Annotated in this window: 16 protein-coding genes, 6 tRNA genes and 3 rRNA genes; 24 read left to right on the top strand and 1 reads right to left on the bottom strand. The window is 55.0% G+C overall.

Annotated elements, in window-relative coordinates:
* Positions 1 to 1,416, bottom strand: coding sequence for a peptidoglycan DD-metalloendopeptidase family protein (locus AC1M7R_RS08425; RefSeq protein ID WP_072389619.1), 1,416 nt, complete (start codon positions 1,414 to 1,416; stop codon positions 1 to 3).
* Positions 1,417 to 1,626: 210 nt separating this feature from the next.
* On the opposite strand from AC1M7R_RS08425, the gene tyrS reads away from it, so the two are divergent.
* The 24 genes from tyrS to rpsG all read left to right on the top strand — a co-directional run bounded on the left by tyrS (position 1,627) and on the right by rpsG (position 25,755).
* On the top strand, positions 1,627 to 2,826 hold the full coding sequence (tyrS, locus tag AC1M7R_RS08420; RefSeq protein WP_490610345.1) for a tyrosine--tRNA ligase: 1,200 nt from the start codon (positions 1,627 to 1,629) through the stop codon (positions 2,824 to 2,826).
* A gap of 549 nt (positions 2,827 to 3,375) precedes the next feature.
* Positions 3,376 to 4,912 (top strand): 16S ribosomal RNA (locus AC1M7R_RS08415).
* Positions 4,913 to 4,977: 65 nt separating this feature from the next.
* Positions 4,978 to 5,054: transfer RNA gene (locus tag AC1M7R_RS08410), tRNA-Ile, on the top strand.
* A 27-nt stretch (positions 5,055 to 5,081) separates the two neighbouring features.
* Positions 5,082 to 5,157: transfer RNA gene (locus AC1M7R_RS08405), tRNA-Ala, on the top strand.
* A 251-nt stretch (positions 5,158 to 5,408) separates the two neighbouring features.
* A 23S ribosomal RNA gene (locus AC1M7R_RS08400) occupies positions 5,409 to 8,300 on the top strand.
* A 159-nt stretch (positions 8,301 to 8,459) separates the two neighbouring features.
* Positions 8,460 to 8,575: ribosomal RNA gene (gene rrf, locus AC1M7R_RS08395) — 5S ribosomal RNA — on the top strand.
* Together the 16S, 23S and 5S rRNA genes with 2 tRNA genes alongside form the textbook arrangement of a ribosomal RNA operon.
* 133 nt (positions 8,576 to 8,708) lie before the next feature.
* Entirely contained in the window at positions 8,709 to 9,665 is a 957-nt protein-coding gene (gene birA / locus AC1M7R_RS08390) for a bifunctional biotin--[acetyl-CoA-carboxylase] ligase/biotin operon repressor BirA (protein WP_490610344.1), read from the top strand.
* Positions 9,655 to 10,404 (top strand): pantothenate kinase, encoded by a 750-nt coding sequence (locus AC1M7R_RS08385; RefSeq protein WP_072399302.1) that lies wholly within the window; start codon positions 9,655 to 9,657, stop codon positions 10,402 to 10,404. The genes birA and AC1M7R_RS08385 overlap by 11 nt, the downstream gene beginning before the upstream one ends.
* 7 nt (positions 10,405 to 10,411) lie before the next feature.
* Positions 10,412 to 10,858, top strand: a complete 447-nt coding sequence (locus tag AC1M7R_RS08380) for a hypothetical protein (RefSeq protein WP_490610343.1) — start codon at positions 10,412 to 10,414, stop codon at positions 10,856 to 10,858.
* Between the two features lie 142 nt (positions 10,859 to 11,000).
* Positions 11,001 to 11,085: transfer RNA gene (locus tag AC1M7R_RS08375), tRNA-Tyr, on the top strand.
* Positions 11,086 to 11,108: 23 nt separating this feature from the next.
* Positions 11,109 to 11,182: transfer RNA gene (locus AC1M7R_RS08370), tRNA-Gly, on the top strand.
* Positions 11,183 to 11,208: 26 nt separating this feature from the next.
* A tRNA-Thr gene (locus AC1M7R_RS08365) sits at positions 11,209 to 11,284 on the top strand.
* Between the two features lie 84 nt (positions 11,285 to 11,368).
* Entirely contained in the window at positions 11,369 to 12,562 is a 1,194-nt protein-coding gene (gene tuf, locus AC1M7R_RS08360; RefSeq protein ID WP_076406111.1) for an elongation factor Tu, read from the top strand.
* A 53-nt stretch (positions 12,563 to 12,615) separates the two neighbouring features.
* A tRNA-Trp gene (locus AC1M7R_RS08355) sits at positions 12,616 to 12,691 on the top strand.
* A gap of 45 nt (positions 12,692 to 12,736) precedes the next feature.
* The gene (gene secE / locus AC1M7R_RS08350; RefSeq protein WP_072399281.1) at positions 12,737 to 13,105 is read left to right on the top strand and encodes a preprotein translocase subunit SecE; all 369 of its coding nucleotides are present in this window, start codon (positions 12,737 to 12,739) and stop codon (positions 13,103 to 13,105) included.
* 9 nt (positions 13,106 to 13,114) lie between these two features.
* Entirely contained in the window at positions 13,115 to 13,648 is a 534-nt protein-coding gene (gene nusG / locus AC1M7R_RS08345; protein ID WP_010443972.1) for a transcription termination/antitermination protein NusG, read from the top strand.
* A gap of 117 nt (positions 13,649 to 13,765) precedes the next feature.
* Complete coding sequence (rplK, locus tag AC1M7R_RS08340; RefSeq protein WP_003176435.1) at positions 13,766 to 14,197, top strand: 50S ribosomal protein L11; 432 nt, start codon at positions 13,766 to 13,768, stop codon at positions 14,195 to 14,197.
* A complete protein-coding gene (gene rplA / locus AC1M7R_RS08335) occupies positions 14,197 to 14,892 on the top strand; it encodes a 50S ribosomal protein L1 (RefSeq protein WP_072399283.1) in 696 nt (231 codons plus the stop codon). The genes rplK and rplA overlap by 1 nt, the downstream gene beginning before the upstream one ends.
* Before the next feature lie 198 nt (positions 14,893 to 15,090).
* The gene (gene rplJ / locus AC1M7R_RS08330) at positions 15,091 to 15,591 is read left to right on the top strand and encodes a 50S ribosomal protein L10 (protein WP_024776458.1); all 501 of its coding nucleotides are present in this window, start codon (positions 15,091 to 15,093) and stop codon (positions 15,589 to 15,591) included.
* Between the two features lie 79 nt (positions 15,592 to 15,670).
* Positions 15,671 to 16,036: a 50S ribosomal protein L7/L12 gene (rplL, locus tag AC1M7R_RS08325; RefSeq protein ID WP_072399285.1), complete on the top strand. Its 366-nt coding sequence runs from the start codon at positions 15,671 to 15,673 to the stop codon at positions 16,034 to 16,036.
* A gap of 219 nt (positions 16,037 to 16,255) precedes the next feature.
* On the top strand, positions 16,256 to 20,329 hold the full coding sequence (rpoB, locus tag AC1M7R_RS08320) for a DNA-directed RNA polymerase subunit beta (RefSeq protein WP_072399286.1): 4,074 nt from the start codon (positions 16,256 to 16,258) through the stop codon (positions 20,327 to 20,329).
* A gap of 64 nt (positions 20,330 to 20,393) precedes the next feature.
* Positions 20,394 to 24,593, top strand: a complete 4,200-nt coding sequence (gene rpoC / locus AC1M7R_RS08315; protein WP_072399289.1) for a DNA-directed RNA polymerase subunit beta' — start codon at positions 20,394 to 20,396, stop codon at positions 24,591 to 24,593.
* Between the two features lie 216 nt (positions 24,594 to 24,809).
* Positions 24,810 to 25,181 (top strand): 30S ribosomal protein S12, encoded by a 372-nt coding sequence (rpsL, locus tag AC1M7R_RS08310; protein WP_003186084.1) that lies wholly within the window; start codon positions 24,810 to 24,812, stop codon positions 25,179 to 25,181.
* 103 nt (positions 25,182 to 25,284) lie between these two features.
* Positions 25,285 to 25,755 (top strand): 30S ribosomal protein S7, encoded by a 471-nt coding sequence (gene rpsG / locus AC1M7R_RS08305; RefSeq protein WP_003186074.1) that lies wholly within the window; start codon positions 25,285 to 25,287, stop codon positions 25,753 to 25,755.
* Positions 25,756 to 25,782: the final 27 nt, after the last annotated feature.

Genomic DNA, 25,782 nt, shown 5'->3' with positions numbered 1-25,782 from the left:
TTAACGCTTGCTCGAAGCCAGCATCGTGGCCTTTTCCTGGTCCATGCGAGCCATCAAGGGCTGGCTTTGCGCCAGGAAGCGTGCGCGTTCGGATTTTGCGATTGGATCAGCCATAGGCAGCTTCTGGCCAAGCGGATCGACGTGAACGCCGTTGACCTGGAACTCATAGTGCAGGTGTGGTCCGGTCGACAACCCCGTGGTGCCGATATAGCCGATGACCTGGCCCTGCTTGACACTGCCGCCGGTCTTCACGCCTTTGGCAAAACCTTGCATGTGACCATACAGCGTACGGTAGGTATTGCCGTGCTGGATGATGACTGTGTTGCCGTAACCGCCGCGGCGGCCGGCCAGCAAGACCTTGCCATCGCCGGCAGCCTTGATTGGGGTGCCTCGGGGGGCGGCGTAGTCGACACCTTTATGGGCGCGAATCTTGTTCAGGATAGGGTGTTTGCGGCCTGCGGAAAATTTCGAGCTGATGCGGGCGAAGTCAACCGGCGTGCGGATGAACGCCTTGCGCATGCTGTTGCCGTCGGCAGTGTAGTAACTGCTGTTGCCTTGTTTGTTGGTGTAGCGCACCGCAGTGTAAGTCTTGCCGCGATTGGTGAAGCGCGCGGAGAGAATCGGGCCGTTGCCGACGGCCTTCCCGTTGACCACTTTCTGCTCGTAGATCACGTCGAATTCGTCGCCCTGGCGAATATCCTGGGCGAAATCGATGTCGTAGCCGAATACGTTGGCCATGTCCATCGTCAGGCTATGTGAAAGGCCTGCACGTGCGGCCGATTGTGATAGAGAGCTATTGATCACACCGTGGACGTAGGCCGAGCGTACGGTAGGCTTGGCAGTAATGCGATTGAAGGCATAACCCTTGTCACTCTTTGTCAGGGTAATGCTTTCCAGGTCGCTCAGCTTGGTGTGCAAGCTGGTCAGCTCTCCAGTCGGATTGAGTTCGAACTCGAGTTTCTGGCCCCGTTGCAATTGAGTGAACTGCTTGGCTTGCTTGTCGCTGGCCAGAATCTCGTGGACCGAGGTAGCGGGCAGGCCGACCTTCTCAAAAAGTGTGGAAAGGGTATCGCCTTTGGCCACGATCACCTCACGATGGCCAGGCTCCTTCTTTTCTTCCACGACCGGGGGCTCGACCTGAGCGGTCTCGGCGGTGTCTTCAGGACTGTCTTCAATCTGTGCGAAAGGGGAAGCGCTCTGTTCGTTTGTGGCCTGGACGGCTTCGGCAGCGTCTTGATCTTGTGTCAGTTGTTCGGCAGGGCTTTCCAGTTCGAGACTCAGAGTCGTCTTTTTGGCTTCAACGTCGCTGGAAGGAAATACCAGGAGCGCCAGGCTAAGGAGGGCGGCGATTCCACTTGCGGCCAGCAAGTGGGTCTTTGGGTAAAGCGGTGGCGCTTTAGACGGTTCTGTGGTCATGAGTAATTTGACTTTTGAAAAGATGAATTGGAAAAGATGAATGACATGATGAAGATGAAATAACTGTATAAAATATAACCAAATCCCCTTCGAAGCAAGTCCGCAGGCGTCCTGCTCGTGGATTGGTTGTCGTGCGCCGGTCAAACTTTGTATTTGGTGTGCGATCTTGTATGGTTGGGGCCCTTTGAATCTGAGCCTTGCGGGTCTGTTATGAAGTCGGTTGAAGAGCAGCTAGCGCTGATCAAACGTGGTGCGGAAGAACTGTTAGTCGAGTCCGAGCTGATCGAAAAGCTCAAGCGTGGGCAGCCGTTGCGCATCAAGGCTGGTTTCGACCCGACAGCCCCTGACCTGCATCTAGGGCACACTGTACTGATCAACAAGCTGCGTCAGTTTCAGGAGCTGGGGCATCAGGTTATCTTCCTTATAGGTGATTTCACCGGGATGATTGGCGACCCGAGTGGGAAGAGTGCCACGCGTCCACCGCTGACTCGCGAGCAGGTGCTCGAGAATGCCGAGACCTATAAGGCTCAGGTTTTCAAGATTCTGGATCCGGCCAGGACCGAGGTCGCATTCAACTCTACCTGGATGGACCAGATGGGGCCTGCGGACTTCATTCGCCTGACCTCTCAGTACACGGTTGCGCGCATGCTCGAGCGCGACGACTTTGACAAGCGCTACACAACCAACCAGCCGATTGCTATCCATGAGTTTCTCTACCCGCTTGTGCAGGGCTATGACTCGGTTGCGTTGCGTGCTGATGTCGAGCTTGGCGGTACGGACCAGAAGTTCAACCTGCTGATGGGGCGAGAGCTGCAGCGTAGTTATGGCCAAGAGGCTCAGTGCATCCTAACCATGCCTTTGCTGGAAGGTTTGGATGGCGTGAAGAAGATGTCCAAGTCGTTGGGTAACTACGTCGGTATTCAGGAGGCGCCGGGCGTTATGTACGGCAAGCTGGTTTCCATTCCTGATGCATTAATGTGGCGTTACTTTGAATTGCTGAGCTTCCGCTCTATGGGCGAGATCGATGCATTCCGTTCTGATGTCGAGGCTGGGGCCAATCCGAGGGATATCAAGATCAAGTTGGCTGAGGAGATCGTTGCCCGTTTCCATGGTGAGGAGGCGGCTGCCAATGCTCATCGTGCGGCGGGCAATCGCATGAAGGATGGTGAGTTACCCGATGATTTGCCGGAAATCGAGCTGGCTGCCGGTGAGGATATGCCGATTGCCGCTGTCCTTAACAAAGCGGGGCTGGTCAAGAACGCGGCGGTGGCGCGAGATCTTCTGGGGGCGGGTGGGGTGCGCGTTGATGGGGAGGTCGTGGATCGCACCTTTATATATAAGCTGGGCGCCACGCATGTCTGTCAGGCAGGAAAGAAGGCTTTTGCACGCATCGCGCTTAAATCCGAGTAAATCTGGAAATAGGTGTTGACGGCAGATTCTGAGTCTCTATAATTCGCCCCACTTCCGGCGCAGTCGAAACGGAAAACTTCTTGAGATTCAATAAGTTATGAAGTTTTCGGGTGTGCAGGACTTCAAATCATCGAAGTCCGGAAGGGGTCGACAGGGGTTGCAGTCAAGTCCCGTCGGCACTTCGATCTTCACGATCGAAGACGCTGGAAAAGAGGTGTTGACAGCAGCGGCTAACGCTGTAGAATTCGCCTCCCGCTGACGAGAGATCGAAAGCGCAAGTGGTTGAAGTTGCAAAGGAAACTTTGAAAACTTCTGAAAATAACCACTTGACAGATGTACGGGGCGCTGTAGAATGCGCGCCTCGGTTGAGACGAAAGGCTCAACCCACCGCTCTTTAACAACTGAATCAAGCAATTCGTGTGGGTGCTTGTGGAGTCAGACTGCTAGTCAACAGATTATCAGCATCACAAGTTACTCCGCGAGAAATCAAAGATGTAACCAACGATTGCTGAGCCAAGTTTAGGGTTTTCTCAAAACCCAAAGATGTTTGAACTGAAGAGTTTGATCATGGCTCAGATTGAACGCTGGCGGCAGGCCTAACACATGCAAGTCGAGCGGTAGAGAGGTGCTTGCACCTCTTGAGAGCGGCGGACGGGTGAGTAATGCCTAGGAATCTGCCTGGTAGTGGGGGATAACGCTCGGAAACGGACGCTAATACCGCATACGTCCTACGGGAGAAAGCAGGGGACCTTCGGGCCTTGCGCTATCAGATGAGCCTAGGTCGGATTAGCTAGTTGGTGAGGTAATGGCTCACCAAGGCGACGATCCGTAACTGGTCTGAGAGGATGATCAGTCACACTGGAACTGAGACACGGTCCAGACTCCTACGGGAGGCAGCAGTGGGGAATATTGGACAATGGGCGAAAGCCTGATCCAGCCATGCCGCGTGTGTGAAGAAGGTCTTCGGATTGTAAAGCACTTTAAGTTGGGAGGAAGGGCAGTTACCTAATACGTAATTGTTTTGACGTTACCGACAGAATAAGCACCGGCTAACTCTGTGCCAGCAGCCGCGGTAATACAGAGGGTGCAAGCGTTAATCGGAATTACTGGGCGTAAAGCGCGCGTAGGTGGTTCGTTAAGTTGGATGTGAAAGCCCCGGGCTCAACCTGGGAACTGCATTCAAAACTGTCGAGCTAGAGTATGGTAGAGGGTGGTGGAATTTCCTGTGTAGCGGTGAAATGCGTAGATATAGGAAGGAACACCAGTGGCGAAGGCGACCACCTGGACTGATACTGACACTGAGGTGCGAAAGCGTGGGGAGCAAACAGGATTAGATACCCTGGTAGTCCACGCCGTAAACGATGTCAACTAGCCGTTGGGAGCCTTGAGCTCTTAGTGGCGCAGCTAACGCATTAAGTTGACCGCCTGGGGAGTACGGCCGCAAGGTTAAAACTCAAATGAATTGACGGGGGCCCGCACAAGCGGTGGAGCATGTGGTTTAATTCGAAGCAACGCGAAGAACCTTACCAGGCCTTGACATCCAATGAACTTTCCAGAGATGGATTGGTGCCTTCGGGAGCATTGAGACAGGTGCTGCATGGCTGTCGTCAGCTCGTGTCGTGAGATGTTGGGTTAAGTCCCGTAACGAGCGCAACCCTTGTCCTTAGTTACCAGCACGTAATGGTGGGCACTCTAAGGAGACTGCCGGTGACAAACCGGAGGAAGGTGGGGATGACGTCAAGTCATCATGGCCCTTACGGCCTGGGCTACACACGTGCTACAATGGTCGGTACAGAGGGTTGCCAAGCCGCGAGGTGGAGCTAATCCCACAAAACCGATCGTAGTCCGGATCGCAGTCTGCAACTCGACTGCGTGAAGTCGGAATCGCTAGTAATCGCGAATCAGAATGTCGCGGTGAATACGTTCCCGGGCCTTGTACACACCGCCCGTCACACCATGGGAGTGGGTTGCACCAGAAGTAGCTAGTCTAACCTTCGGGGGGACGGTTACCACGGTGTGATTCATGACTGGGGTGAAGTCGTAACAAGGTAGCCGTAGGGGAACCTGCGGCTGGATCACCTCCTTAATCGACGACAGCAGCTGCTGCATGAGCTCCCACACGAATTGCTTGATTCATTGAAGAAGACGATTGGGTCTGTAGCTCAGTTGGTTAGAGCGCACCCCTGATAAGGGTGAGGTCGGCAGTTCGAATCTGCCCAGACCCACCAATTTCATGGTGTACCCTGTAGCGATACGGGGCCATAGCTCAGCTGGGAGAGCGCCTGCCTTGCACGCAGGAGGTCAGCGGTTCGATCCCGCTTGGCTCCACCATTACCGATTGGCACCAACGTTTAAAGCTTAGAAATGAGCATTCCACCGAACGGTGATGAATGTTGATTTCTAGTCTTTTGATTAGATCGTTCTTTAAAAATTTGGGTATGTGATAGAAAGATAGACTGGACGTTACTTTCACTGGTAACGGTTCAGGCTAAGGTAAAATTTGTGAGTTGCTCGTAGAGCAAGCGTACGAATTTTCGGCGAATGTCGTCTTCACAGTATAACCAGATTGCTTGGGGTTATATGGTCAAGTGAAGAAGCGCATACGGTGGATGCCTTGGCAGTCAGAGGCGATGAAAGACGTGGTAGCCTGCGAAAAGCTTCGGGGAGTCGGCAAACAGACTGTGATCCGGAGATGTCTGAATGGGGGAACCCAGCCATCACAAGATGGTTATCTTGCACTGAATACATAGGTGCAAGAGGCGAACCAGGGGAACTGAAACATCTAAGTACCCTGAGGAAAAGAAATCAACCGAGATTCCCTTAGTAGTGGCGAGCGAACGGGGACTAGCCCTTAAGCTTCTTTGATTTTAGCGGAACGCTCTGGAAAGTGCGGCCATAGTGGGTGATAGCCCTGTACGCGAAAGGATCTTAGAAGTGAAATCGAGTAGGACGGAGCACGAGAAACTTTGTCTGAATATGGGGGGACCATCCTCCAAGGCTAAATACTACTGACTGACCGATAGTGAACTAGTACCGTGAGGGAAAGGCGAAAAGAACCCCGGAGAGGGGAGTGAAATAGATCCTGAAACCGTATGCGTACAAGCAGTGGGAGCCCACTTTGTTGGGTGACTGCGTACCTTTTGTATAATGGGTCAGCGACTTATTTTCAGTGGCGAGCTTAACCGAATAGGGGAGGCGTAGCGAAAGCGAGTCTTAATAGGGCGTCTAGTCGCTGGGAATAGACCCGAAACCGGGCGATCTATCCATGGGCAGGTTGAAGGTTAGGTAACACTGACTGGAGGACCGAACCGACTACCGTTGAAAAGTTAGCGGATGACCTGTGGATCGGAGTGAAAGGCTAATCAAGCTCGGAGATAGCTGGTTCTCCTCGAAAGCTATTTAGGTAGCGCCTCATGTATCACTGTAGGGGGTAGAGCACTGTTTCGGCTAGGGGGTCATCCCGACTTACCAAACCGATGCAAACTCCGAATACCTACAAGTGCCGAGCATGGGAGACACACGGCGGGTGCTAACGTCCGTCGTGAAAAGGGAAACAACCCAGACCGTCAGCTAAGGTCCCAAAGTTATGGTTAAGTGGGAAACGATGTGGGAAGGCTTAGACAGCTAGGAGGTTGGCTTAGAAGCAGCCACCCTTTAAAGAAAGCGTAATAGCTCACTAGTCGAGTCGGCCTGCGCGGAAGATGTAACGGGGCTCAAACCATACACCGAAGCTACGGGTATCACGTAAGTGATGCGGTAGAGGAGCGTTCTGTAAGCCTGTGAAGGTGAGTTGAGAAGCTTGCTGGAGGTATCAGAAGTGCGAATGCTGACATGAGTAACGACAATGGGTGTGAAAAACACCCACGCCGAAAGACCAAGGTTTCCTGCGCAACGTTAATCGACGCAGGGTTAGTCGGTCCCTAAGGCGAGGCTGAAAAGCGTAGTCGATGGAAAACAGGTTAATATTCCTGTACTTCTGGTTATTGCGATGGAGGGACGGAGAAGGCTAGGCCAGCTTGGCGTTGGTTGTCCAAGTTTAAGGTGGTAGGCTGAAATCTTAGGTAAATCCGGGGTTTCAAGGCCGAGAGCTGATGACGAGTTACCCTCTGGGTGACGAAGTGGTTGATGCCATGCTTCCAAGAAAAGCTTCTAAGCTTCAGATAACCAGGAACCGTACCCCAAACCGACACAGGTGGTTGGGTAGAGAATACCAAGGCGCTTGAGAGAACTCGGGTGAAGGAACTAGGCAAAATGGCACCGTAACTTCGGGAGAAGGTGCGCCGGTGAGGGTGAAGCACTTGCTGCGTAAGCCCACGCCGGTCGAAGATACCAGGCCGCTGCGACTGTTTATTAAAAACACAGCACTCTGCAAACACGAAAGTGGACGTATAGGGTGTGACGCCTGCCCGGTGCCGGAAGGTTAATTGATGGGGTTAGCTAACGCGAAGCTCTTGATCGAAGCCCCGGTAAACGGCGGCCGTAACTATAACGGTCCTAAGGTAGCGAAATTCCTTGTCGGGTAAGTTCCGACCTGCACGAATGGCGTAACGATGGCGGCGCTGTCTCCACCCGAGACTCAGTGAAATTGAAATCGCTGTGAAGATGCAGTGTATCCGCGGCTAGACGGAAAGACCCCGTGAACCTTTACTATAGCTTTGCACTGGACTTTGAATTTGCTTGTGTAGGATAGGTGGGAGGCTTTGAAGCGTGGACGCCAGTCTGCGTGGAGCCATCCTTGAAATACCACCCTGGCAACTTTGAGGTTCTAACTCAGGTCCGTTATCCGGATCGAGGACAGTGTATGGTGGGTAGTTTGACTGGGGCGGTCTCCTCCTAAAGAGTAACGGAGGAGTACGAAGGTGCGCTCAGACCGGTCGGAAATCGGTCGTAGAGTATAAAGGCAAAAGCGCGCTTGACTGCGAGACAGACACGTCGAGCAGGTACGAAAGTAGGTCTTAGTGATCCGGTGGTTCTGTATGGAAGGGCCATCGCTCAACGGATAAAAGGTACTCCGGGGATAACAGGCTGATACCGCCCAAGAGTTCATATCGACGGCGGTGTTTGGCACCTCGATGTCGGCTCATCACATCCTGGGGCTGAAGCCGGTCCCAAGGGTATGGCTGTTCGCCATTTAAAGTGGTACGCGAGCTGGGTTTAGAACGTCGTGAGACAGTTCGGTCCCTATCTGCCGTGGACGTTTGAGATTTGAGAGGGGCTGCTCCTAGTACGAGAGGACCGGAGTGGACGAACCTCTGGTGTTCCGGTTGTCACGCCAGTGGCATTGCCGGGTAGCTATGTTCGGAAAAGATAACCGCTGAAAGCATCTAAGCGGGAAACTTGCCTCAAGATGAGATCTCACTGGAGCCTTGAGCTCCCTGAAGGGCCGTCGAAGACTACGACGTTGATAGGCAGGGTGTGTAAGCGCTGTGAGGCGTTGAGCTAACCTGTACTAATTGCCCGTGAGGCTTGACCATATAACACCCAAGCAATCTGTCGACTCGACAGAGGCCAGATTGCGGTGTTGTGAAGACGAAACGAACCGAAAGTTCGAACGTGCTTGCAGGCAACACACAAACTATCGCATACCCATTCGCTGGAACGTGACCGCAAGGCACGCGCTGGCTACCGAATTTCTTGACGACCATAGAGCGTTGGAACCACCTGATCCCATCCCGAACTCAGAAGTGAAACGATGCATCGCCGATGGTAGTGTGGGGTTTCCCCATGTGAGAGTAGGTCATCGTCAAGATTAAATTCCGAAACCCCTATCTGCTGACGCAGGTAGGGGTTTTGTTTTGCCTTCAGGAAAGCGCCTTCTGTGTTTCTATGCAACCGTCTTGTGCATGGCTATCATGCGGGCCTCATTATCAGGGCGCGTTCGCATGCTCACGTTGCTAGAACTTCTGAAAGATGGCCGTTTCCATTCGGGGCAGGCATTAGGCGCTGCGCTCGGGATCAGCCGTAGTGCTGTGTGGAAACAATTGCAGCACCTGGAGGCGGAGCTTGGCTTGTCCATTCATAAGGTGCGGGGCAGGGGTTATCAATTAGCCAGGCCATTGCAACTTCTGAATGCGGCTGAGATTGGCGCGCAAGAGTCTTGTGATTGGCCTGTTCATATATTTGATTCTATCGACTCCACCAATGCTGAGGCATTGCGGTCCATAGAGCGTGGGATGCACGCGCCATTCCTCATCCTGGCCGAGCGGCAAACTGCTGGGCGCGGTCGTCGTGGTAGGAAGTGGGTCAGCCCCTTTGCCGATAATCTCTATTACAGCTTGGTATTGCGCATTGATGGCGGCATGCGCCAGGTCGAAGGCCTAAGCCTCGCTGTTGGCCTTGCTGTTCTGCGTGCGTTGCGTGATATGGGAGTGCTGGAGGCTGGGTTGAAATGGCCCAACGATTTATTGGTTGGTGATAAAAAAATCGCAGGTATCTTGCTTGAGCTGGTTGGCGATCCAGCAGATGTTTGTCACGTTGTTCTGGGGGTCGGTATCAATGTGAACATGCAGTCTGCAGATGAGGTGGATCAGCAATGGACCTCCATGAGCCTTGAGACGGGCAGAAACTTCAATCGGAATGAGCTTGTGGCGCGTTTGGGCGGCAGCCTTCGGCAATATCTGAGCCTGCATCAGGCGTCAGGGTTTTCGGCACTTCAGGCGGAGTGGGAGCGATATCATTTGTGGCAGGGGCGTTCCGTGTCGTTGGTTGCCGGCGCCAATCGCATTGATGGTGTTGTGCTGGGAGTCGATCGTCAGGGTGCGCTGCGTTTGAAGGTGGATGGTGTGGAAAGAATCTTTAGCGGTGGTGAGCTCAGCCTGAGGTTGCGTGATGATTCTTGAGCTCGATTGTGGCAACAGCTTTATTAAGTGGCGTGTTCTTCGCTCCGATGGCGTAACGCCTGTTGATGGGGGGGTAGTCGGTTCTGATGCTGATCTGCTGGCGAGTTTGAGTGGCTCGGGAAGATTCCAGCTTGCGAAGTGCCGCCTTGTCAGCGTGCGAACTCAAGAAGAAACCGAGTCGCTGGTTTCTTCGTTGGTTGACGCTTTTGGGATCTCTGTCGTACGAGCAGTGCCTGCCCGGGAAATGGCTGGTGTCAGGAACGGCTACGAAGATTATGAGCGATTGGGGCTGGATCGATGGCTGGCGCTACTTGGAGGGTTTCATCTTGCCTCGAGTGCCTGCCTGGTGCTCGATTTTGGTACGGCCATCACGGCCGATTTCGTAGCGGCAGATGGGGGGCATCTGGGAGGGTTTATTTGTCCAGGTATGCCCTTGATGCGTAATCAGTTGCGTACCCATACCCGGCGAATTCGATATGACGATACGGCTGCCGAACGTGCTCATGAGAGTCTTGAGCCGGGGCGTACAACTGTAGAGGCGGTTGAGCGTGGGTGCATGTTGATGCTTAGGGGATTTGTGCTGACTCAGCTCGAATTGGCTCGACAGTACTGGGGAGAGGATTTCGTTGTGTTCCTGACGGGGGGGGATGCCAACCTGGTTGCGGGGGTTGTCCCGGATGCCAGGGTGGTCCCGGACTTGGTATTTGTCGGGCTCGCGATGGCCTGCCCTTTGTCTTGAGGTTCCTATGCGTTGGGTCTTTCTGCTCTTGCTTGTTTTAAACGCGTTCTACTACGTCTGGCACCAGCAGGAGGTCCCGCTTCGCGCTAAGGATGTCACTCCGCTGAATCTGTATCGTGGTCCGCAGCAGGATATTCATCTGCTGAGTGAAACGGCGGATGCGCTAGTAAGGAGGGACTTGGCCAGGCCAGGCGAGGCGCAAAGGAGCTGCTCTTATCTGGGGGGCTTCAATCGTTCAGAAACTGCCAGGCAGCTAGAGCAGAGGTTGCTAGCGTTGGGGGTCGTGGCTCGCGCTGCTTCTTCGAGTTCTCCTGAGGTGGGGGGATTCTGGGTCCAGGTTTCGCCAGAAAGTACTGTAAAGTTGAATGACATGTTGCTCCAAAACCTTTCCAAAGAATTCAATGAGTTAAAACATAAAATAATGCCTTGTGAGGGGGTTGCACCCACGGGGTAGTTTGCATAGAATGGCGCCCGCTTCGCAGCGAAGGCCTTTAACGGTTGATGGTGCGAAGCGTCGTCAACGCATCTAACCTCAGGTTTTTAATGAGAAAATGGTTGACAGAAGGCTGGCATGATGTAGAATGCCGGCTCGCTTAGGAGGGGTTCCCGAGCGGCCAAAGGGATCAGACTGTAAATCTGACGTCTACGACTTCGAAGGTTCGAATCCTTCCCCCTCCACCAGTTTAGCGTGAGCTGCAGGCTCCGCGGGTATAGTTTAGTGGTAGAACCTCAGCCTTCCAAGCTGATGATGCGGGTTCGATTCCCGCTACCCGCTCCAAGTTTGCAGGTTGTGCAAAGTGTTTTGCTCTTGTAGCTCAGTTGGTAGAGCACACCCTTGGTAAGGGTGAGGTCAGCGGTTCAAATCCGCTCAAGAGCTCCATATAACAAGGCAGATATGAAAATATCTGCCTTTGTTTTAATGGTTAGTGTGACTTGCTAATTTCTTCTCCTAGGGGTGATTTCGATGGCTAAGGAAAAGTTCGAACGTAATAAGCCGCACGTCAACGTTGGCACCATTGGTCACGTCGACCACGGTAAAACCACGCTGACCGCTGCTCTGACTCGTGTCTGCTCCGAAGTCTTCGGCTCGGCCAAGGTTGATTTCGACAAGATCGACAGTGCCCCTGAAGAGAAAGCTCGCGGTATCACCATCAACACCGCTCACGTTGAATACGATTCGGCCGTGCGTCACTACGCACACGTTGACTGCCCAGGTCACGCCGACTACGTAAAAAACATGATCACTGGTGCTGCGCAGATGGACGGCGCGATCCTGGTTTGCTCGGCCGCTGATGGTCCGATGCCGCAAACCCGTGAGCACATCCTGCTGTCCCGTCAGGTAGGTGTTCCGTACATCGTTGTCTTCCTGAACAAGGCTGACATGGTTGACGACGCTGAGCTGCTGGAACTGGTTGAGATGGAAGTGCGCGACCTGCTGAGCACTTACGACTTCCCAGGTGATGACACCCCGATCATCGTTGGTTCCGCGCTGATGGCCCTGAATGGCCAAGACGACAACGAAATGGGCACCACTGCTGTCAAGAAGCTGGTGGAAACTCTGGACAGCTACATCCCAGAGCCAGAGCGTGCTATCGACAAGCCGTTCCTGATGCCGATCGAAGACGTATTCTCGATCTCCGGTCGTGGTACCGTTGTGACTGGTCGTGTTGAGCGTGGCATCGTCCGTATCCAGGAAGAAGTTGAGATCGTCGGCCTGCGCGACACTCAGAAAACTACCTGCACCGGCGTTGAAATGTTCCGCAAGCTGCTGGACGAAGGTCGTGCTGGCGAGAACTGCGGCGTGCTGCTGCGTGGTACCAAGCGTGACGACGTAGAACGTGGTCAGGTTCTGGTCAAGCCAGGCACCGTCAAGGCTCACACCAAGTTCACCGCAGAAGTTTACGTTCTGAGCAAGGAAGAAGGCGGTCGTCACACTCCGTTCTTCAAAGGCTACCGTCCACAGTTCTACTTCCGTACAACTGACGTGACTGGTAACTGCGAGCTGCCAGAAGGCGTTGAAATGGTAATGCCAGGTGATAACATCCAGATGACTGTCACCCTGATCAAGCCGATCGCGATGGAAGATGGTCTGCGTTTCGCTATCCGTGAAGGCGGTCGTACCGTCGGCGCTGGCGTCGTCGCCAAAGTCATCGAGTAAACGGTTGTAATGTCTTTTTCGGGCCGGCATAATGGTCGGCCTGATTTTGTTTTAGGTCAGTAGCTCAATTGGCAGAGCGACGGTCTCCAAAACCGTAGGTTGGGGGTTCGATTCCCTCCTGACCTGCCAGATTCACTCGATGTGTCTGGCTTTCTTTTCACAGGATCTTCATAGATGACTCCTAAAGCTGAAGCTCAAAGCTCTCGCTTCGATCTGCTCAAGTGGCTAGTGGTAGTCGCTTTGGTGGTTGTTGGCGTTGTTGGCAATCAGTATTACTCTGCATCGCCGATCCTGTATCGTGTACTGGCATTGCTTGCCATTGCTGCTGTTGCTGCCTTCGTGGGTTTGCAGACGGCCAAGGGTAAGTCTTTCTTTGTACTCGCTAAGGAAGCTCGAACCGAGATCCGTAAAGTCGTATGGCCAACTCGCCAGGAAACCACTCAGACCACGTTGATTGTCGTGGCTGTTGTTTTGGTGATGGCGTTGCTGTTGTGGGGGCTTGATTCCCTGCTCGGTTGGCTTGTTTCCTTGATTGTTGGCTAAGGGTGTCCCGTGGCTAAGCGTTGGTACGTTGTGCATGCTTACTCGGGTTACGAGAAGCATGTCATGCGCTCTCTGATAGAGCGTGTAAAGCTGGCTGGCATGGAAGATGGCTTTGGCGAGATTCTGGTCCCCACTGAAGAAGTGGTTGAGATGCGTAATGGCCAGAAGCGCAAAAGTGAACGCAAGTTCTTTCCAGGTTACGTGCTGGTGCAGATGGATATGAACGAAGGGACTTGGCACTTGGTCAAGGATACCCCTCGCGTCATGGGCTTCATTGGTGGTACTGCTGATAAGCCGGCACCTATTACAGATAAAGAAGCAGAGGCGATTCTGCGTCGCGTCGCTGATGGTAGCGACAAGCCTAAGCCTAAGACGTTGTTTGAGCCTGGTGAGGTTGTACGAGTCACCGATGGTCCATTCGCTGATTTTAATGGCACGGTTGAAGAAGTTAACTACGAAAAGAGCCGGATTCAGGTCGCGGTGCTCATTTTCGGTCGCTCTACTCCGGTGGAGCTGGAGTTCAGTCAGGTCGAAAAGGTCTGATTGGGCAAGCATCCCAACCCCACAGCCCAAGGCTGTGGGGTTTTGTCGTCACTGGGATAAACGCGCAAGTAACCGGGGAGCCTTTCGAGGCGTTTGAACCCGTAATTGGAGTGCCTCATGGCCAAGAAGATTACCGCTTACATCAAGCTGCAAGTGAAGGCCGCTCAGGCTAACCCAAGCCCACCCGTTGGTCCTGCCCTGGGCCAACACGGTGTCAACATCATGGAATTCTGCAAGGCCTTCAACGCCCGTACTCAGGGTCTTGAGCCGGGTCTGCCGACTCCAGTGATCATCACTGTATACAGCGACCGTAGCTTCACTTTTGAAACAAAAAGCACACCTGCTTCGGTACTGCTGAAGAAGGCTGCAGGTTTGACCAGCGGTTCCGCTCGTCCGAACACCGTTAAGGTTGGCACTGTTACCCGTGCTCAGCTGGAAGAGATCGCGAAAACCAAAAACGCGGATCTGACTGCAGCTGATATGGATGCAGCCGTGCGTACTATCGCCGGTTCTGCTCGTAGCATGGGCCTTAACGTGGAGGGTGTGTAATGGCTAAGCTGACCAAGCGTCAAAAGGCTATCGCCAGCAAGATCGAAGCAGGCAAGGCCTACAACTTTGTAGATGCCGCCGCACTGCTGGCTGAGCTGTCGACTGTCAAGTTCAGCGAGTCGTTCGACGTTGCTGTTAACCTGGGTGTTGATCCACGTAAATCCGACCAGGTTGTTCGTAGCGCTACCGTGTTGCCACATGGCACTGGTAAGACCGTTCGCGTCGCTGTCTTCACCCAGGGCCCAGCAGCCGAAGCTGCTCTGGCTGCCGGTGCAGATCGTGTAGGCATGGACGATCTGGCTGCCGAAATGAAAGCTGGCGAGCTGAACTATGACGTTGTCATCGCATCCCCGGATGCCATGCGCGTTGTAGGTCAACTGGGCCAGATTCTCGGTCCTCGTGGCCTGATGCCTAACCCTAAGGTCGGCACCGTTACGCCAGACGTAGCTACCGCGGTTAAAAACGCCAAGGCTGGTCAGGTTCGTTATCGCACCGACAAGAACGGCATTATCCACACCTCCGTTGGCAAGATCGGCTTCGATGCCGTCAAGCTGAAGGAAAACGTTGAAGCCCTGATCGCTGACCTGAAGCGTATCAAGCCGGCCTCCTCGAAAGGTATCTACGTCAAGCGCGTTACCCTGAGCACCACTATGGGCCCAGGTCTGGTCATCGACCAGAGCTCGCTCGACGCGTAAGACTCGAATTGGCGCAAGCGATTGCGCCAATTGAAAAATTGGGGTCCCTGCCTGGCGGGGGCTATCCAAGACCGTAGGCGACGCAAGTCTTAAACCACAAGCCTACGCAGATGGTGCTCCCGGTTCCTTACCGAATCAGACACCAAAACGACATTCGGTTTCGACCGGATGAAACGGTAACAAGCAGGAGTTAAACCCGTGGCAATTAAACTCGAAGACAAGAAGGCCATCGTCGCTGAAGTCAACGAGGCTGCCAAAGTCGCTCTGTCCGCTGTCGTGGCTGATGCCCGTGGCGTAACAGTAGGCGCTATGACCGGACTCCGTAAAGAGGCCCGCGAAGCTGGCGTTTACGTACGTGTAGTACGTAACACCCTGCTCAAGCGCGCTGTTGAAGGCACTCAATATGACGTGCTCAACGACGCGTTCGTCGGCCCGACCCTGATCGCATTCTCGAAGGAACATCCGGGCGCTGCTGCTCGTATCTTCAAAGAGTTCGCCAAGGGTCAGGACAAGTTCGAGATCAAGGCAGCTGCGTTCGAGGGCAAGTTCCTCGCAGCAAACCAAATCGACGTGCTGGCAACTCTGCCGACCCGTGACGAAGCAATTTCTCAGCTGATGAGCGTGATTCAGGGCGCTACCAGCAAGTTGGCTCGTACTCTGGCGGCAATTCGCGATCAGAAAGAAGCTGCTGCAGCCTGAGGCTGAGCGTTTCCTTTCTCGCGTATTTTTGTTTATTTCGATGGCCGTGCCGGCTATCCCCCAATTCAGGAATTGAGTCATGTCTCTGACTAACGAACAAATCATCGAAGCAATCGGCGAAAAATCCGTAATGGAAATCGTTGAGCTGATCAAGGCAATGGAAGAGAAGTTCGGCGTTACCGCTGCTGCTGCTACCGTTGCTGCTGCTGGTCCAGCTGCTGTTGTTGAAGAACAAACCGAGTTCAACGTTGTTCTGGCTGCCGCTGGCGACAAGAAAGTAAACGTGATCAAGGCTGTTCGCGAACTGACCGGTCTGGGTCTGAAAGAAGCCAAGGAGAAGGTTGACACCGCTCCTCAGGTTATCGCTGAAGGCGTTAGCAAAGAAGCTGCTGAAGACGCGAAGAAGAAGCTGGAAGAAGCAGGCGCTACCGTCGAAATCAAGTAATTTCGACCTTGCGTCTCCAGCCCGAGCGTCGAGCGAAAGGCTGATGGCTGGTGGCTTTTGCCACCGGCCTTTTTCCGTTATTGGCAGCCGACTGGGTCGGTGCTGATAACGAGCTGTAACCACCCGAGGCGGTGGCGCAAACCATGGGGTTTGCACGATTTTCTGGCTGCTCCCGTCGGGAGGGGCCAAACAAGCAGGTGACCAAGCTGGGGAACGCTGATGGCTTACTCATATACTGAGAAAAAACGTATCCGCAAGGACTTTAGCAAGTTGCCGGACGTCATGGATGTGCCGTACCTCCTGGCCATCCAGCTGGATTCGTATCGTGAATTCTTGCAAGCGGGAGCGACTAAAGATCAGTTCCGCGACGTGGGCCTGCATGCGGCCTTCAAATCCGTTTTCCCGATCATCAGCTACTCCGGCAATGCTGCGCTGGAGTATGTCGGTTATCGCCTGGGCGAACCGGCATTTGATGTCAAAGAATGCGTATTGCGCGGTGTGACTTACGCCGTACCTTTGCGGGTAAAAGTGCGCCTGATCATTTTCGACAAAGAGTCGTCGAACAAAGCGATCAAGGACATCAAAGAGCAAGAAGTCTACATGGGTGAAATCCCCCTGATGACTGAAAACGGTACCTTCGTTATCAACGGTACCGAGCGTGTAATCGTTTCCCAGCTGCACCGTTCTCCAGGCGTGTTCTTCGATCACGACCGCGGCAAGACGCACAGCTCCGGCAAGCTGCTTTACTCTGCACGTATCATTCCTTACCGCGGCTCCTGGCTGGACTTCGAGTTCGACCCGAAAGACTGTGTATTCGTGCGTATCGACCGTCGTCGCAAGCTGCCTGCATCGGTATTGCTGCGGGCCCTCGGTTATACCACCGAGGAAGTCCTCGACGCGTTCTACACCACCAACGTCTTCCACGTGCAGGGCGAAAACCTCAGCCTGGAGCTGGTGCCTCAGCGCCTGCGCGGTGAAATCGCGGTCCTGGATATCCAGGATGACAAAGGCAAGGTCATTGTCGAGCAAGGTCGTCGTATTACCGCTCGTCATATCAACCAGCTGGAAAAGGCCGGAATCAAAGAGCTGCAGGTGCCTATGGACTACGTCCTTGGGCGCACCACGGCCAAGGCCATCGTTCACCCGGCCACCGGCGAGATCCTGGCAGAGTGCAATACCGAGCTGAGCACCGAAATCCTGGCGAAGATCGTCAAGGCTCAGGTCGTTCGCATCGAGACGCTGTACACCAACGATATCGATTGCGGTCCGTTCATTTCCGATACGTTGAAGATCGACTCCACCGGTAACCAACTGGAGGCTCTGGTCGAGATCTACCGCATGATGCGTCCTGGCGAGCCGCCAACCAAGGATGCCGCCGAGACCCTGTTCAACAACCTGTTCTTCAGTCCTGAGCGCTATGACCTGTCTGCGGTCGGCCGGATGAAGTTCAACCGTCGTATCGGTCGCACCGAAATCGAAGGTTCGGGCGTTCTGAACAAGGACGACATCGTTGCGGTGCTCAAGACCTTGGTCGACATCCGTAACGGCAAGGGCATTGTCGACGACATCGACCACCTGGGTAACCGCCGTGTTCGCTGCGTAGGCGAAATGGCCGAGAACCAGTTCCGCGTAGGCCTGGTGCGTGTAGAGCGCGCGGTCAAGGAACGCCTGTCGATGGCTGAAAGCGAAGGCTTGATGCCTCAGGACTTGATCAACGCCAAGCCGGTAGCGGCCGCGGTGAAAGAGTTCTTCGGCTCGAGCCAGCTGTCCCAGTTCATGGACCAGAACAACCCGCTGTCCGAGATCACTCACAAGCGTCGTGTTTCCGCGCTCGGCCCAGGTGGTCTGACTCGTGAGCGTGCGGGCTTCGAAGTTCGTGACGTACACCCGACCCACTACGGTCGTGTATGCCCGATCGAAACGCCGGAAGGTCCGAACATCGGTCTGATCAACTCCTTGGCTGCCTATGCCCGCACCAACCAGTACGGCTTCCTGGAAAGCCCGTACCGCGTGGTGAAAGAAGGTCTGGTAACCGACGAGATCGTGTTCCTGTCCGCCATCGAAGAGGCCGATCACGTGATCGCCCAGGCTTCGGCGACCATGAACGAAAAAGGTCAGCTGACCGACGAGTTGGTGGCCGTCCGTCACCTGAACGAGTTCACCGTCAAGGCGCCGGAAGATGTCACCTTGATGGACGTTTCGCCCAAGCAGGTGGTTTCGGTTGCGGCCTCTTTGATTCCATTCCTGGAACACGACGACGCCAACCGTGCATTGATGGGCTCGAACATGCAGCGTCAGGCTGTACCAACCCTGCGTGCCGACAAGCCGCTGGTAGGTACCGGCATGGAGCGTAACGTTGCCCGTGACTCCGGCGTTTGTGTCGTTGCTCGTCGTGGTGGTGTGATCGACTCCGTCGATGCCAGCCGTATCGTGGTTCGTGTTGCGGATGATGAAGTCGAACCAGGCGAAGCCGGTGTCGACATCTACAACCTGACCAAGTACACCCGCTCCAACCAGAACACCTGCATCAACCAGCGTCCGCTGGTGAGCAAGGGTGATCGGGTTCAGCGCAGCGACATCATGGCCGACGGTCCGTCCACCGACATGGGTGAATTGGCACTGGGCCAGAACATGCGCATCGCGTTCATGGCGTGGAACGGCTTCAACTTCGAAGACTCCATCTGCCTGTCCGAACGTGTAGTGCAGGAAGACCGCTTCACCACGATCCACATTCAGGAACTGACCTGTGTGGCTCGTGATACCAAGCTTGGCCCGGAAGAAATCACCGCGGACATCCCGAACGTGGGTGAAGCTGCGCTGAACAAGCTGGACGAAGCCGGTATCGTTTATGTGGGTGCTGAAGTAGGCGCTGGCGACATCCTGGTTGGTAAGGTGACTCCGAAAGGCGAAACCCAGCTGACTCCGGAAGAAAAACTGCTGCGCGCCATTTTCGGTGAGAAAGCCAGCGACGTTAAGGACACCTCCCTGCGCGTGCCAACCGGCACCAAGGGCACCGTCATTGACGTGCAGGTCTTCACTCGCGACGGCGTTGAGCGTGATGCTCGTGCCTTGTCCATCGAGAAGACCCAGCTCGACGAGATCCGCAAGGACCTGAACGAAGAGTTCCGTATCGTTGAAGGTGCAACTTTCGAACGTCTGCGCTCCGCCCTGGTCGGCCACAAGGCTGAAGGTGGCGCTGGCCTGAAGAAAGGTCAGGAAATCACCGACGAAGTTCTCGACGGTCTCGAGCATGGCCAGTGGTTCAAACTGCGCATGGCCGAAGACGCGCTGAACGAACAACTCGAAAAGGCCCAGGCCTATATCGTTGATCGTCGCCGTCTGCTGGATGACAAGTTCGAAGACAAGAAGCGCAAGCTGCAGCAGGGCGATGACCTGGCTCCAGGCGTGTTGAAAATCGTCAAGGTTTACCTGGCAATCCGTCGTCGCATCCAGCCGGGCGACAAGATGGCCGGTCGTCACGGTAACAAGGGTGTGGTCTCCGTGATCATGCCGGTTGAAGACATGCCGCACGATGCCAACGGCACCCCTGTCGACGTGGTCCTCAACCCGCTGGGCGTACCTTCGCGTATGAACGTCGGTCAGATCCTTGAAACTCACCTGGGTCTCGCGGCCAAAGGGTTGGGCGAGAAGATCAACCGCATGCTCGAAGAGCAGCGCAAGGTCGCTGACCTGCGCAAGTTCCTGCACGAGATCTACAACGAGATCGGCGGTCGTAACGAAGATCTTGATAGCTTCTCCGACCAGGAGATCCTGGATCTGGCGAAGAACCTCAAGGGCGGCGTTCCAATGGCCACTCCGGTATTCGACGGTGCCAAGGAAGTTGAAATCAAGGCCATGCTGAAACTGGCTGACCTGCCAGAAAGCGGCCAGATGCAGCTGTTCGATGGTCGTACCGGCAACAAGTTCGAGCGCCCGGTTACCGTTGGCTACATGTACATGCTGAAGCTGAACCACTTGGTGGACGACAAGATGCACGCTCGTTCTACCGGTTCTTACAGCCTGGTTACCCAGCAACCGCTGGGTGGTAAGGCGCAGTTCGGTGGTCAGCGTTTCGGGGAGATGGAGGTCTGGGCACTGGAAGCGTACGGTGCTGCATACACTCTGCAAGAAATGCTCACAGTGAAGTCGGACGATGTGAACGGCCGGACCAAGATGTACAAGAACATCGTGGACGGCGATCACCGTATGGAGCCGGGCATGCCCGAGTCTTTCAACGTGTTGATCAAGGAAATTCGTTCCCTCGGCATCGATATCGATCTGGAAACCGAATAACACGTGACGCGAATCGAGAGCGGGGCTGTTTAGCCCGCTCTCTGCTCCGCCAGGAGGAAAGGCCTTGAAAGACCTACTGAATTTGCTGAAAAACCAGGGTCAAGTCGAAGAGTTCGACGCCATCCGTATCGGATTGGCCTCGCCTGAGATGATCCGTTCGTGGTCGTTCGGTGAAGTAAAAAAACCGGAAACCATCAACTACCGTACGTTCAAGCCTGAGCGTGACGGCCTGTTCTGCGCCAAGATCTTTGGCCCGGTAAAGGACTACGAGTGCCTGTGCGGTAAGTACAAGCGCTTGAAGCATCGTGGCGTGATCTGCGAGAAGTGCGGCGTTGAAGTTGCGCTGGCAAAAGTTCGTCGTGAGCGCATGGCGCACATCGAGCTGGCGTCGCCGGTTGCCCATATCTGGTTCCTGAAGTCACTGCCGTCCCGTATCGGCCTGCTGATGGACATGACCCTGCGTGATATCGAGCGTGTTCTCTATTTCGAGAGCTATGTCGTTATCGATCCAGGCATGACCACCCTTGAAAAAGGTCAGCTGCTCAACGACGAGCAGTACTTCGAAGCGTTGGAAGAGTTCGGTGATGACTTCGATGCCCGCATGGGTGCCGAAGCTGTCCGTGAACTGCTGCACGCTATCGACCTGGAGCACGAGATTGGTCGCCTGCGTGAAGAGATTCCGCAAACCAACTCCGAAACCAAGATCAAGAAGCTGTCCAAGCGTCTGAAGTTGATGGAAGCTTTCCAGGGTTCCGGCAACCTGCCAGAGTGGATGGTGCTGACCGTTCTGCCGGTGCTGCCGCCAGATCTGCGTCCTCTGGTTCCGCTCGATGGCGGTCGTTTCGCGACTTCCGACCTCAACGACCTGTATCGTCGAGTGATCAACCGTAACAACCGTTTGAAGCGCCTGCTTGACCTGTCCGCCCCGGACATCATCGTGCGCAACGAAAAGCGTATGTTGCAGGAAGCGGTCGACGCGTTGCTCGACAACGGTCGTCGCGGCCGCGCTATCACCGGTTCCAACAAGCGTCCTCTGAAATCCCTGGCTGACATGATCAAGGGTAAGCAGGGTCGTTTCCGTCAGAACTTGCTCGGTAAGCGCGTTGACTACTCCGGTCGTTCGGTTATTACCGTTGGTCCGACCCTGCGCCTGCATCAGTGCGGCCTGCCTAAGAAAATGGCTCTGGAGCTGTTCAAGCCGTTCATTTTCGGCAAGCTGGAGATGCGTGGCCTCGCTACCACCATCAAAGCGGCCAAGAAGATGGTCGAGCGCGAGTTGCCAGAGGTCTGGGATGTTCTCGCCGAAGTGATTCGCGAACACCCCGTGCTGCTCAACCGTGCGCCGACCCTTCACCGCCTGGGTATCCAAGCGTTCGAACCAGTACTGATCGAAGGTAAGGCTATTCAGCTGCACCCGCTGGTCTGTGCTGCGTACAACGCCGACTTCGACGGCGACCAGATGGCCGTTCACGTACCGCTGACGCTGGAAGCCCAGCTCGAAGCGCGTGCGCTGATGATGTCGACCAACAACATCCTGTCGCCCGCCAACGGTGAGCCAATCATCGTTCCTTCGCAGGACGTTGTATTGGGTCTCTATTACATGACTCGTGAAGCGATCAACGCCAAGGGCGAAGGTCGTGTGTTCGCGGACCTGCAGGAAGTTGACCGCGTGTTCCGTGCTGGCGAAGCCGCGCTGCACGCCAAGGTCAAGGTTCGCATCAACGAAACCGTGAACGATCGCGATGGCAACAGCGTGACCAACACTCGTATCGTCGACACTACTGTCGGCCGTGCGCTGTTGTTCCAGGTTGTGCCGAAAGGTCTGTCCTTCGACGTCGTCAACCTGCCGATGAAGAAAAAGGCGATCTCCAAGCTGATCAACCAGTGCTATCGCGTGGTTGGTCTGAAAGAGACCGTGATCTTCGCTGACCAGCTGATGTATACCGGTTTCGCCTATTCGACCATTTCCGGTGTCTCCATCGGTGTTAACGACTTCGTTATCCCGGATGAAAAGGCCCGCATCATCGGTACCGCTACCGAAGAAGTGAAAGAGATCGAAAGTCAGTACGCCTCCGGCCTGGTAACCCAGGGCGAGAAGTACAACAAGGTGATCGACCTGTGGTCCAAGGCCAACGATGAAGTATCCAAGGCGATGATGGCCAACCTCTCGAAAGAGAAAGTCATCGATCGGCATGGCGACGAAGTCGAGCAGGAATCTTTCAACTCGATGTACATGATGGCCGACTCGGGCGCGCGGGGTTCTGCTGCGCAGATTCGTCAGCTCGCCGGTATGCGTGGTCTGATGGCCAAGCCGGACGGCTCCATCATCGAGACGCCAATCACCGCGAATTTCCGTGAGGGTTTGAGCGTACTCCAGTACTTCATCTCCACTCACGGTGCTCGTAAGGGTCTTGCGGATACCGCGTTGAAAACGGCGAACTCCGGTTACCTGACTCGTCGTCTGGTAGACGTTGCGCAGGATCTGGTCGTGACCGAGATCGATTGCGGCACCGAGCATGGCCTGCTCATGACCCCTCACATTGAAGGTGGTGATGTTGTAGAGCCGTTGGGTGAGCGCGTATTGGGTCGTGTAATTGCCCGTGATGTGTTCAAGCCAGGTACCGAGGACGTCATCGTTCCTGCCGGCACTCTGGTCGACGAAAAGTGGGTCGAATTCATCGAGCTCAACAGCATCGACGAAGTGATCGTGCGTTCGCCGATCAGCTGCGAAACCCGCTACGGCATCTGCGCCAAGTGCTACGGTCGCGACCTGGCTCGTGGTCACCAGGTGAACATCGGTGAAGCGGTCGGCGTTATCGCTGCCCAATCCATCGGTGAGCCGGGTACCCAGCTGACGATGCGTACGTTCCACATCGGTGGTGCTGCAAGCCGGACCTCCGCGGCCGACAGTGTCCAGGTGAAGAATGGCGGTACTGTCCGCCTGCACAACCTGAAGCACGTCGAGCGAGTGGACGGTCATCTGGTTGCCGTATCGCGTTCCGGCGAGCTGGCGATCGCTGACGACTTCGGTCGTGAGCGTGAGCGCTACAAGCTGCCGTACGGTGCCGTGATTTCGGTCAAGGAAGGTGACAAGGTCGACGCTGGCGCCATCGTCGCCAAGTGGGATCCGCACACTCACCCAATCGTCACCGAGATGAAAGGTACCGTGACCTATGTGGGCATGGAAGAGGGCATCACGATCAAGCGTCAGACCGACGAATTGACCGGTATGACCAACATCGAAGTGCTCGATGTCAAAGACCGTCCAGCTGCCGGCAAGGACATCCGTCCTGCCGTGAAGATGGTCGACGACAACGGCAAGGACCTGTTGCTGCCAGGTACTGACGTAATCGCTCAGTACTTCCTGCCCGCCAACGCCCTGGTCGGTGTTGCGGACGGCGCGCGGATCGCGATCGGTGACGTTATCGCTCGTATCCCGCAGGAAACTTCGAAAACCCGTGACATCACCGGTGGTCTGCCGCGTGTTGCCGACCTGTTCGAAGCCCGTCGTCCGAAGGAAGCTTCGATTCTGGCTGAAGTCAGCGGCACCATCGCGTTCGGTAAGGAGACCAAGGGCAAGCGCCGTCTGGTCATTACTCCGAACGACGGTAGCGATCCGTACGAAGAGCTGATTCCGAAGTGGCGTCACCTGAACGTCTTCGAAGGCGAACAGGTAAACCGCGGCGAAGTTATCTCCGACGGTCCGAGCGATCCTCACGACATCCTGCGTCTGCTGGGCGTGAGTGCGCTGGCCAAGTACATCGTGAACGAGATCCAGGACGTTTATCGTCTGCAAGGCGTGAAGATCAACGACAAGCACATCGAGACCATCCTGCGTCAGATGCTGCGTAAAGTTGAGATCACCGAGTCCGGCGATTCCAGCTTCATCAAGGGCGACCAGATGGAACTGACTCACGTGCTGGTGGAGAACGAGCGTCTGGCGGCCGAAGACAAGTTCGTCTCCAAGTTCACTCGTGTGCTGCTGGGTATCACCAAGGCATCGCTGTCCACCGAATCGTTCATCTCGGCGGCTTCCTTCCAGGAAACCACTCGAGTACTGACCGAGGCGGCGGTTACCGGCAAGCGCGACTACCTGCGCGGCCTGAAAGAAAACGTGGTCGTGGGGCGTCTGATCCCGGCTGGTACAGGTTTGGCCTATCACAGTGAGCGTAAGCGTCGCCGTGATGCAGACAAGCCACTGCGCGTAAGCGCCAGTGAAGTGGAAGCTGCACTGACCGAAGCGTTGAACTCGAGTGGTAACTGAGTTCTGCGGTAATTGAGTGCCTGGCCCTGATCATCCCGTTCGGCGGATCGAGACAAAATGTCGAGATTCGGCGGGCGGGGAGGTCGGGGCCTTGCCTTGACTGGGGGCAAGATCCTCTTTAGACTCTTGATCCCCTAAATTTGGCGGGAATACGTTCCTGCCATTTTGCTTTTCTTGTAAGACAATAGCGTCGCAAGACAACAGTGGAGCTAGTAGATGGCAACTATCAACCAGCTGGTACGTCAGCCGCGTAAGCGTATCGTCGAGAAATCCGACGTGCCTGCGCTGCAGAACTGCCCGCAACGTCGTGGCGTATGCACCCGTGTGTATACCACCACGCCGAAAAAACCTAACTCGGCACTGCGTAAGGTATGCCGTGTGCGTCTGACCAACGGTTTCGAGGTTTCCTCGTACATCGGCGGTGAAGGCCACAACCTGCAGGAACACAGCGTGGTTCTGATCCGTGGCGGTCGTGTAAAAGACTTGCCAGGTGTTCGTTATCACACCGTTCGCGGCTCCTTGGATACCTCCGGCGTCAAAGGTCGTAACCAGGGTCGTTCGAAGTACGGTACCAAGCGTCCGAAGTAATCGGTCGTTCTGCAGTTTTTCATTTTTATTGAGTCGATAAGAGTAAGGTCGGGCACGCACATGCTGTCCCGGGCTAACCTGAAGACCGTTTGAGGGCTTATCAATGCCAAGACGTCGCGTAGCAGCCAAACGTGAGATTCTGGACGATCCGAAATACGGAAGCCAGATTCTCGCCAAGTTCATGAACCACGTTATGGAAAGCGGCAAGAAAGCCGTTGCCGAGCGTATTGTTTATGGCGCACTGGACAAAGTTAAGGAACGCAAGAACAGCGATCCCCTGGAAATCTTCGAAAAAGCTCTCGACGCCATCGCTCCGCTGGTCGAAGTGAAGTCGCGCCGTGTAGGCGGTGCTACTTACCAGGTTCCGGTCGAAGTTCGTCCGTCCCGTCGTAACGCCCTGGCAATGCGCTGGTTGGTAGACTTCGCCCGCAAGCGCGGTGAGAAGTCCATGGCTCTGCGCTTGGCTGGCGAACTGTTGGACGCTGCTGAAGGTAAAGGTGCTGCAGTTAAGAAGCGTGAAGACGTGCACCGTATGGCTGAAGCCAACAAGGCTTTCTCGCACTACCGCTTCTAATTTTAGCGTCACTCAATTTGCGAGGGC

This window comes from Pseudomonas sp. MS01C9 (assembly GCF_058202755.1).
The sequence above is the reverse complement of the archived record's forward strand: the minus strand, read 5'-3'. Positions and strand labels throughout refer to the sequence as shown.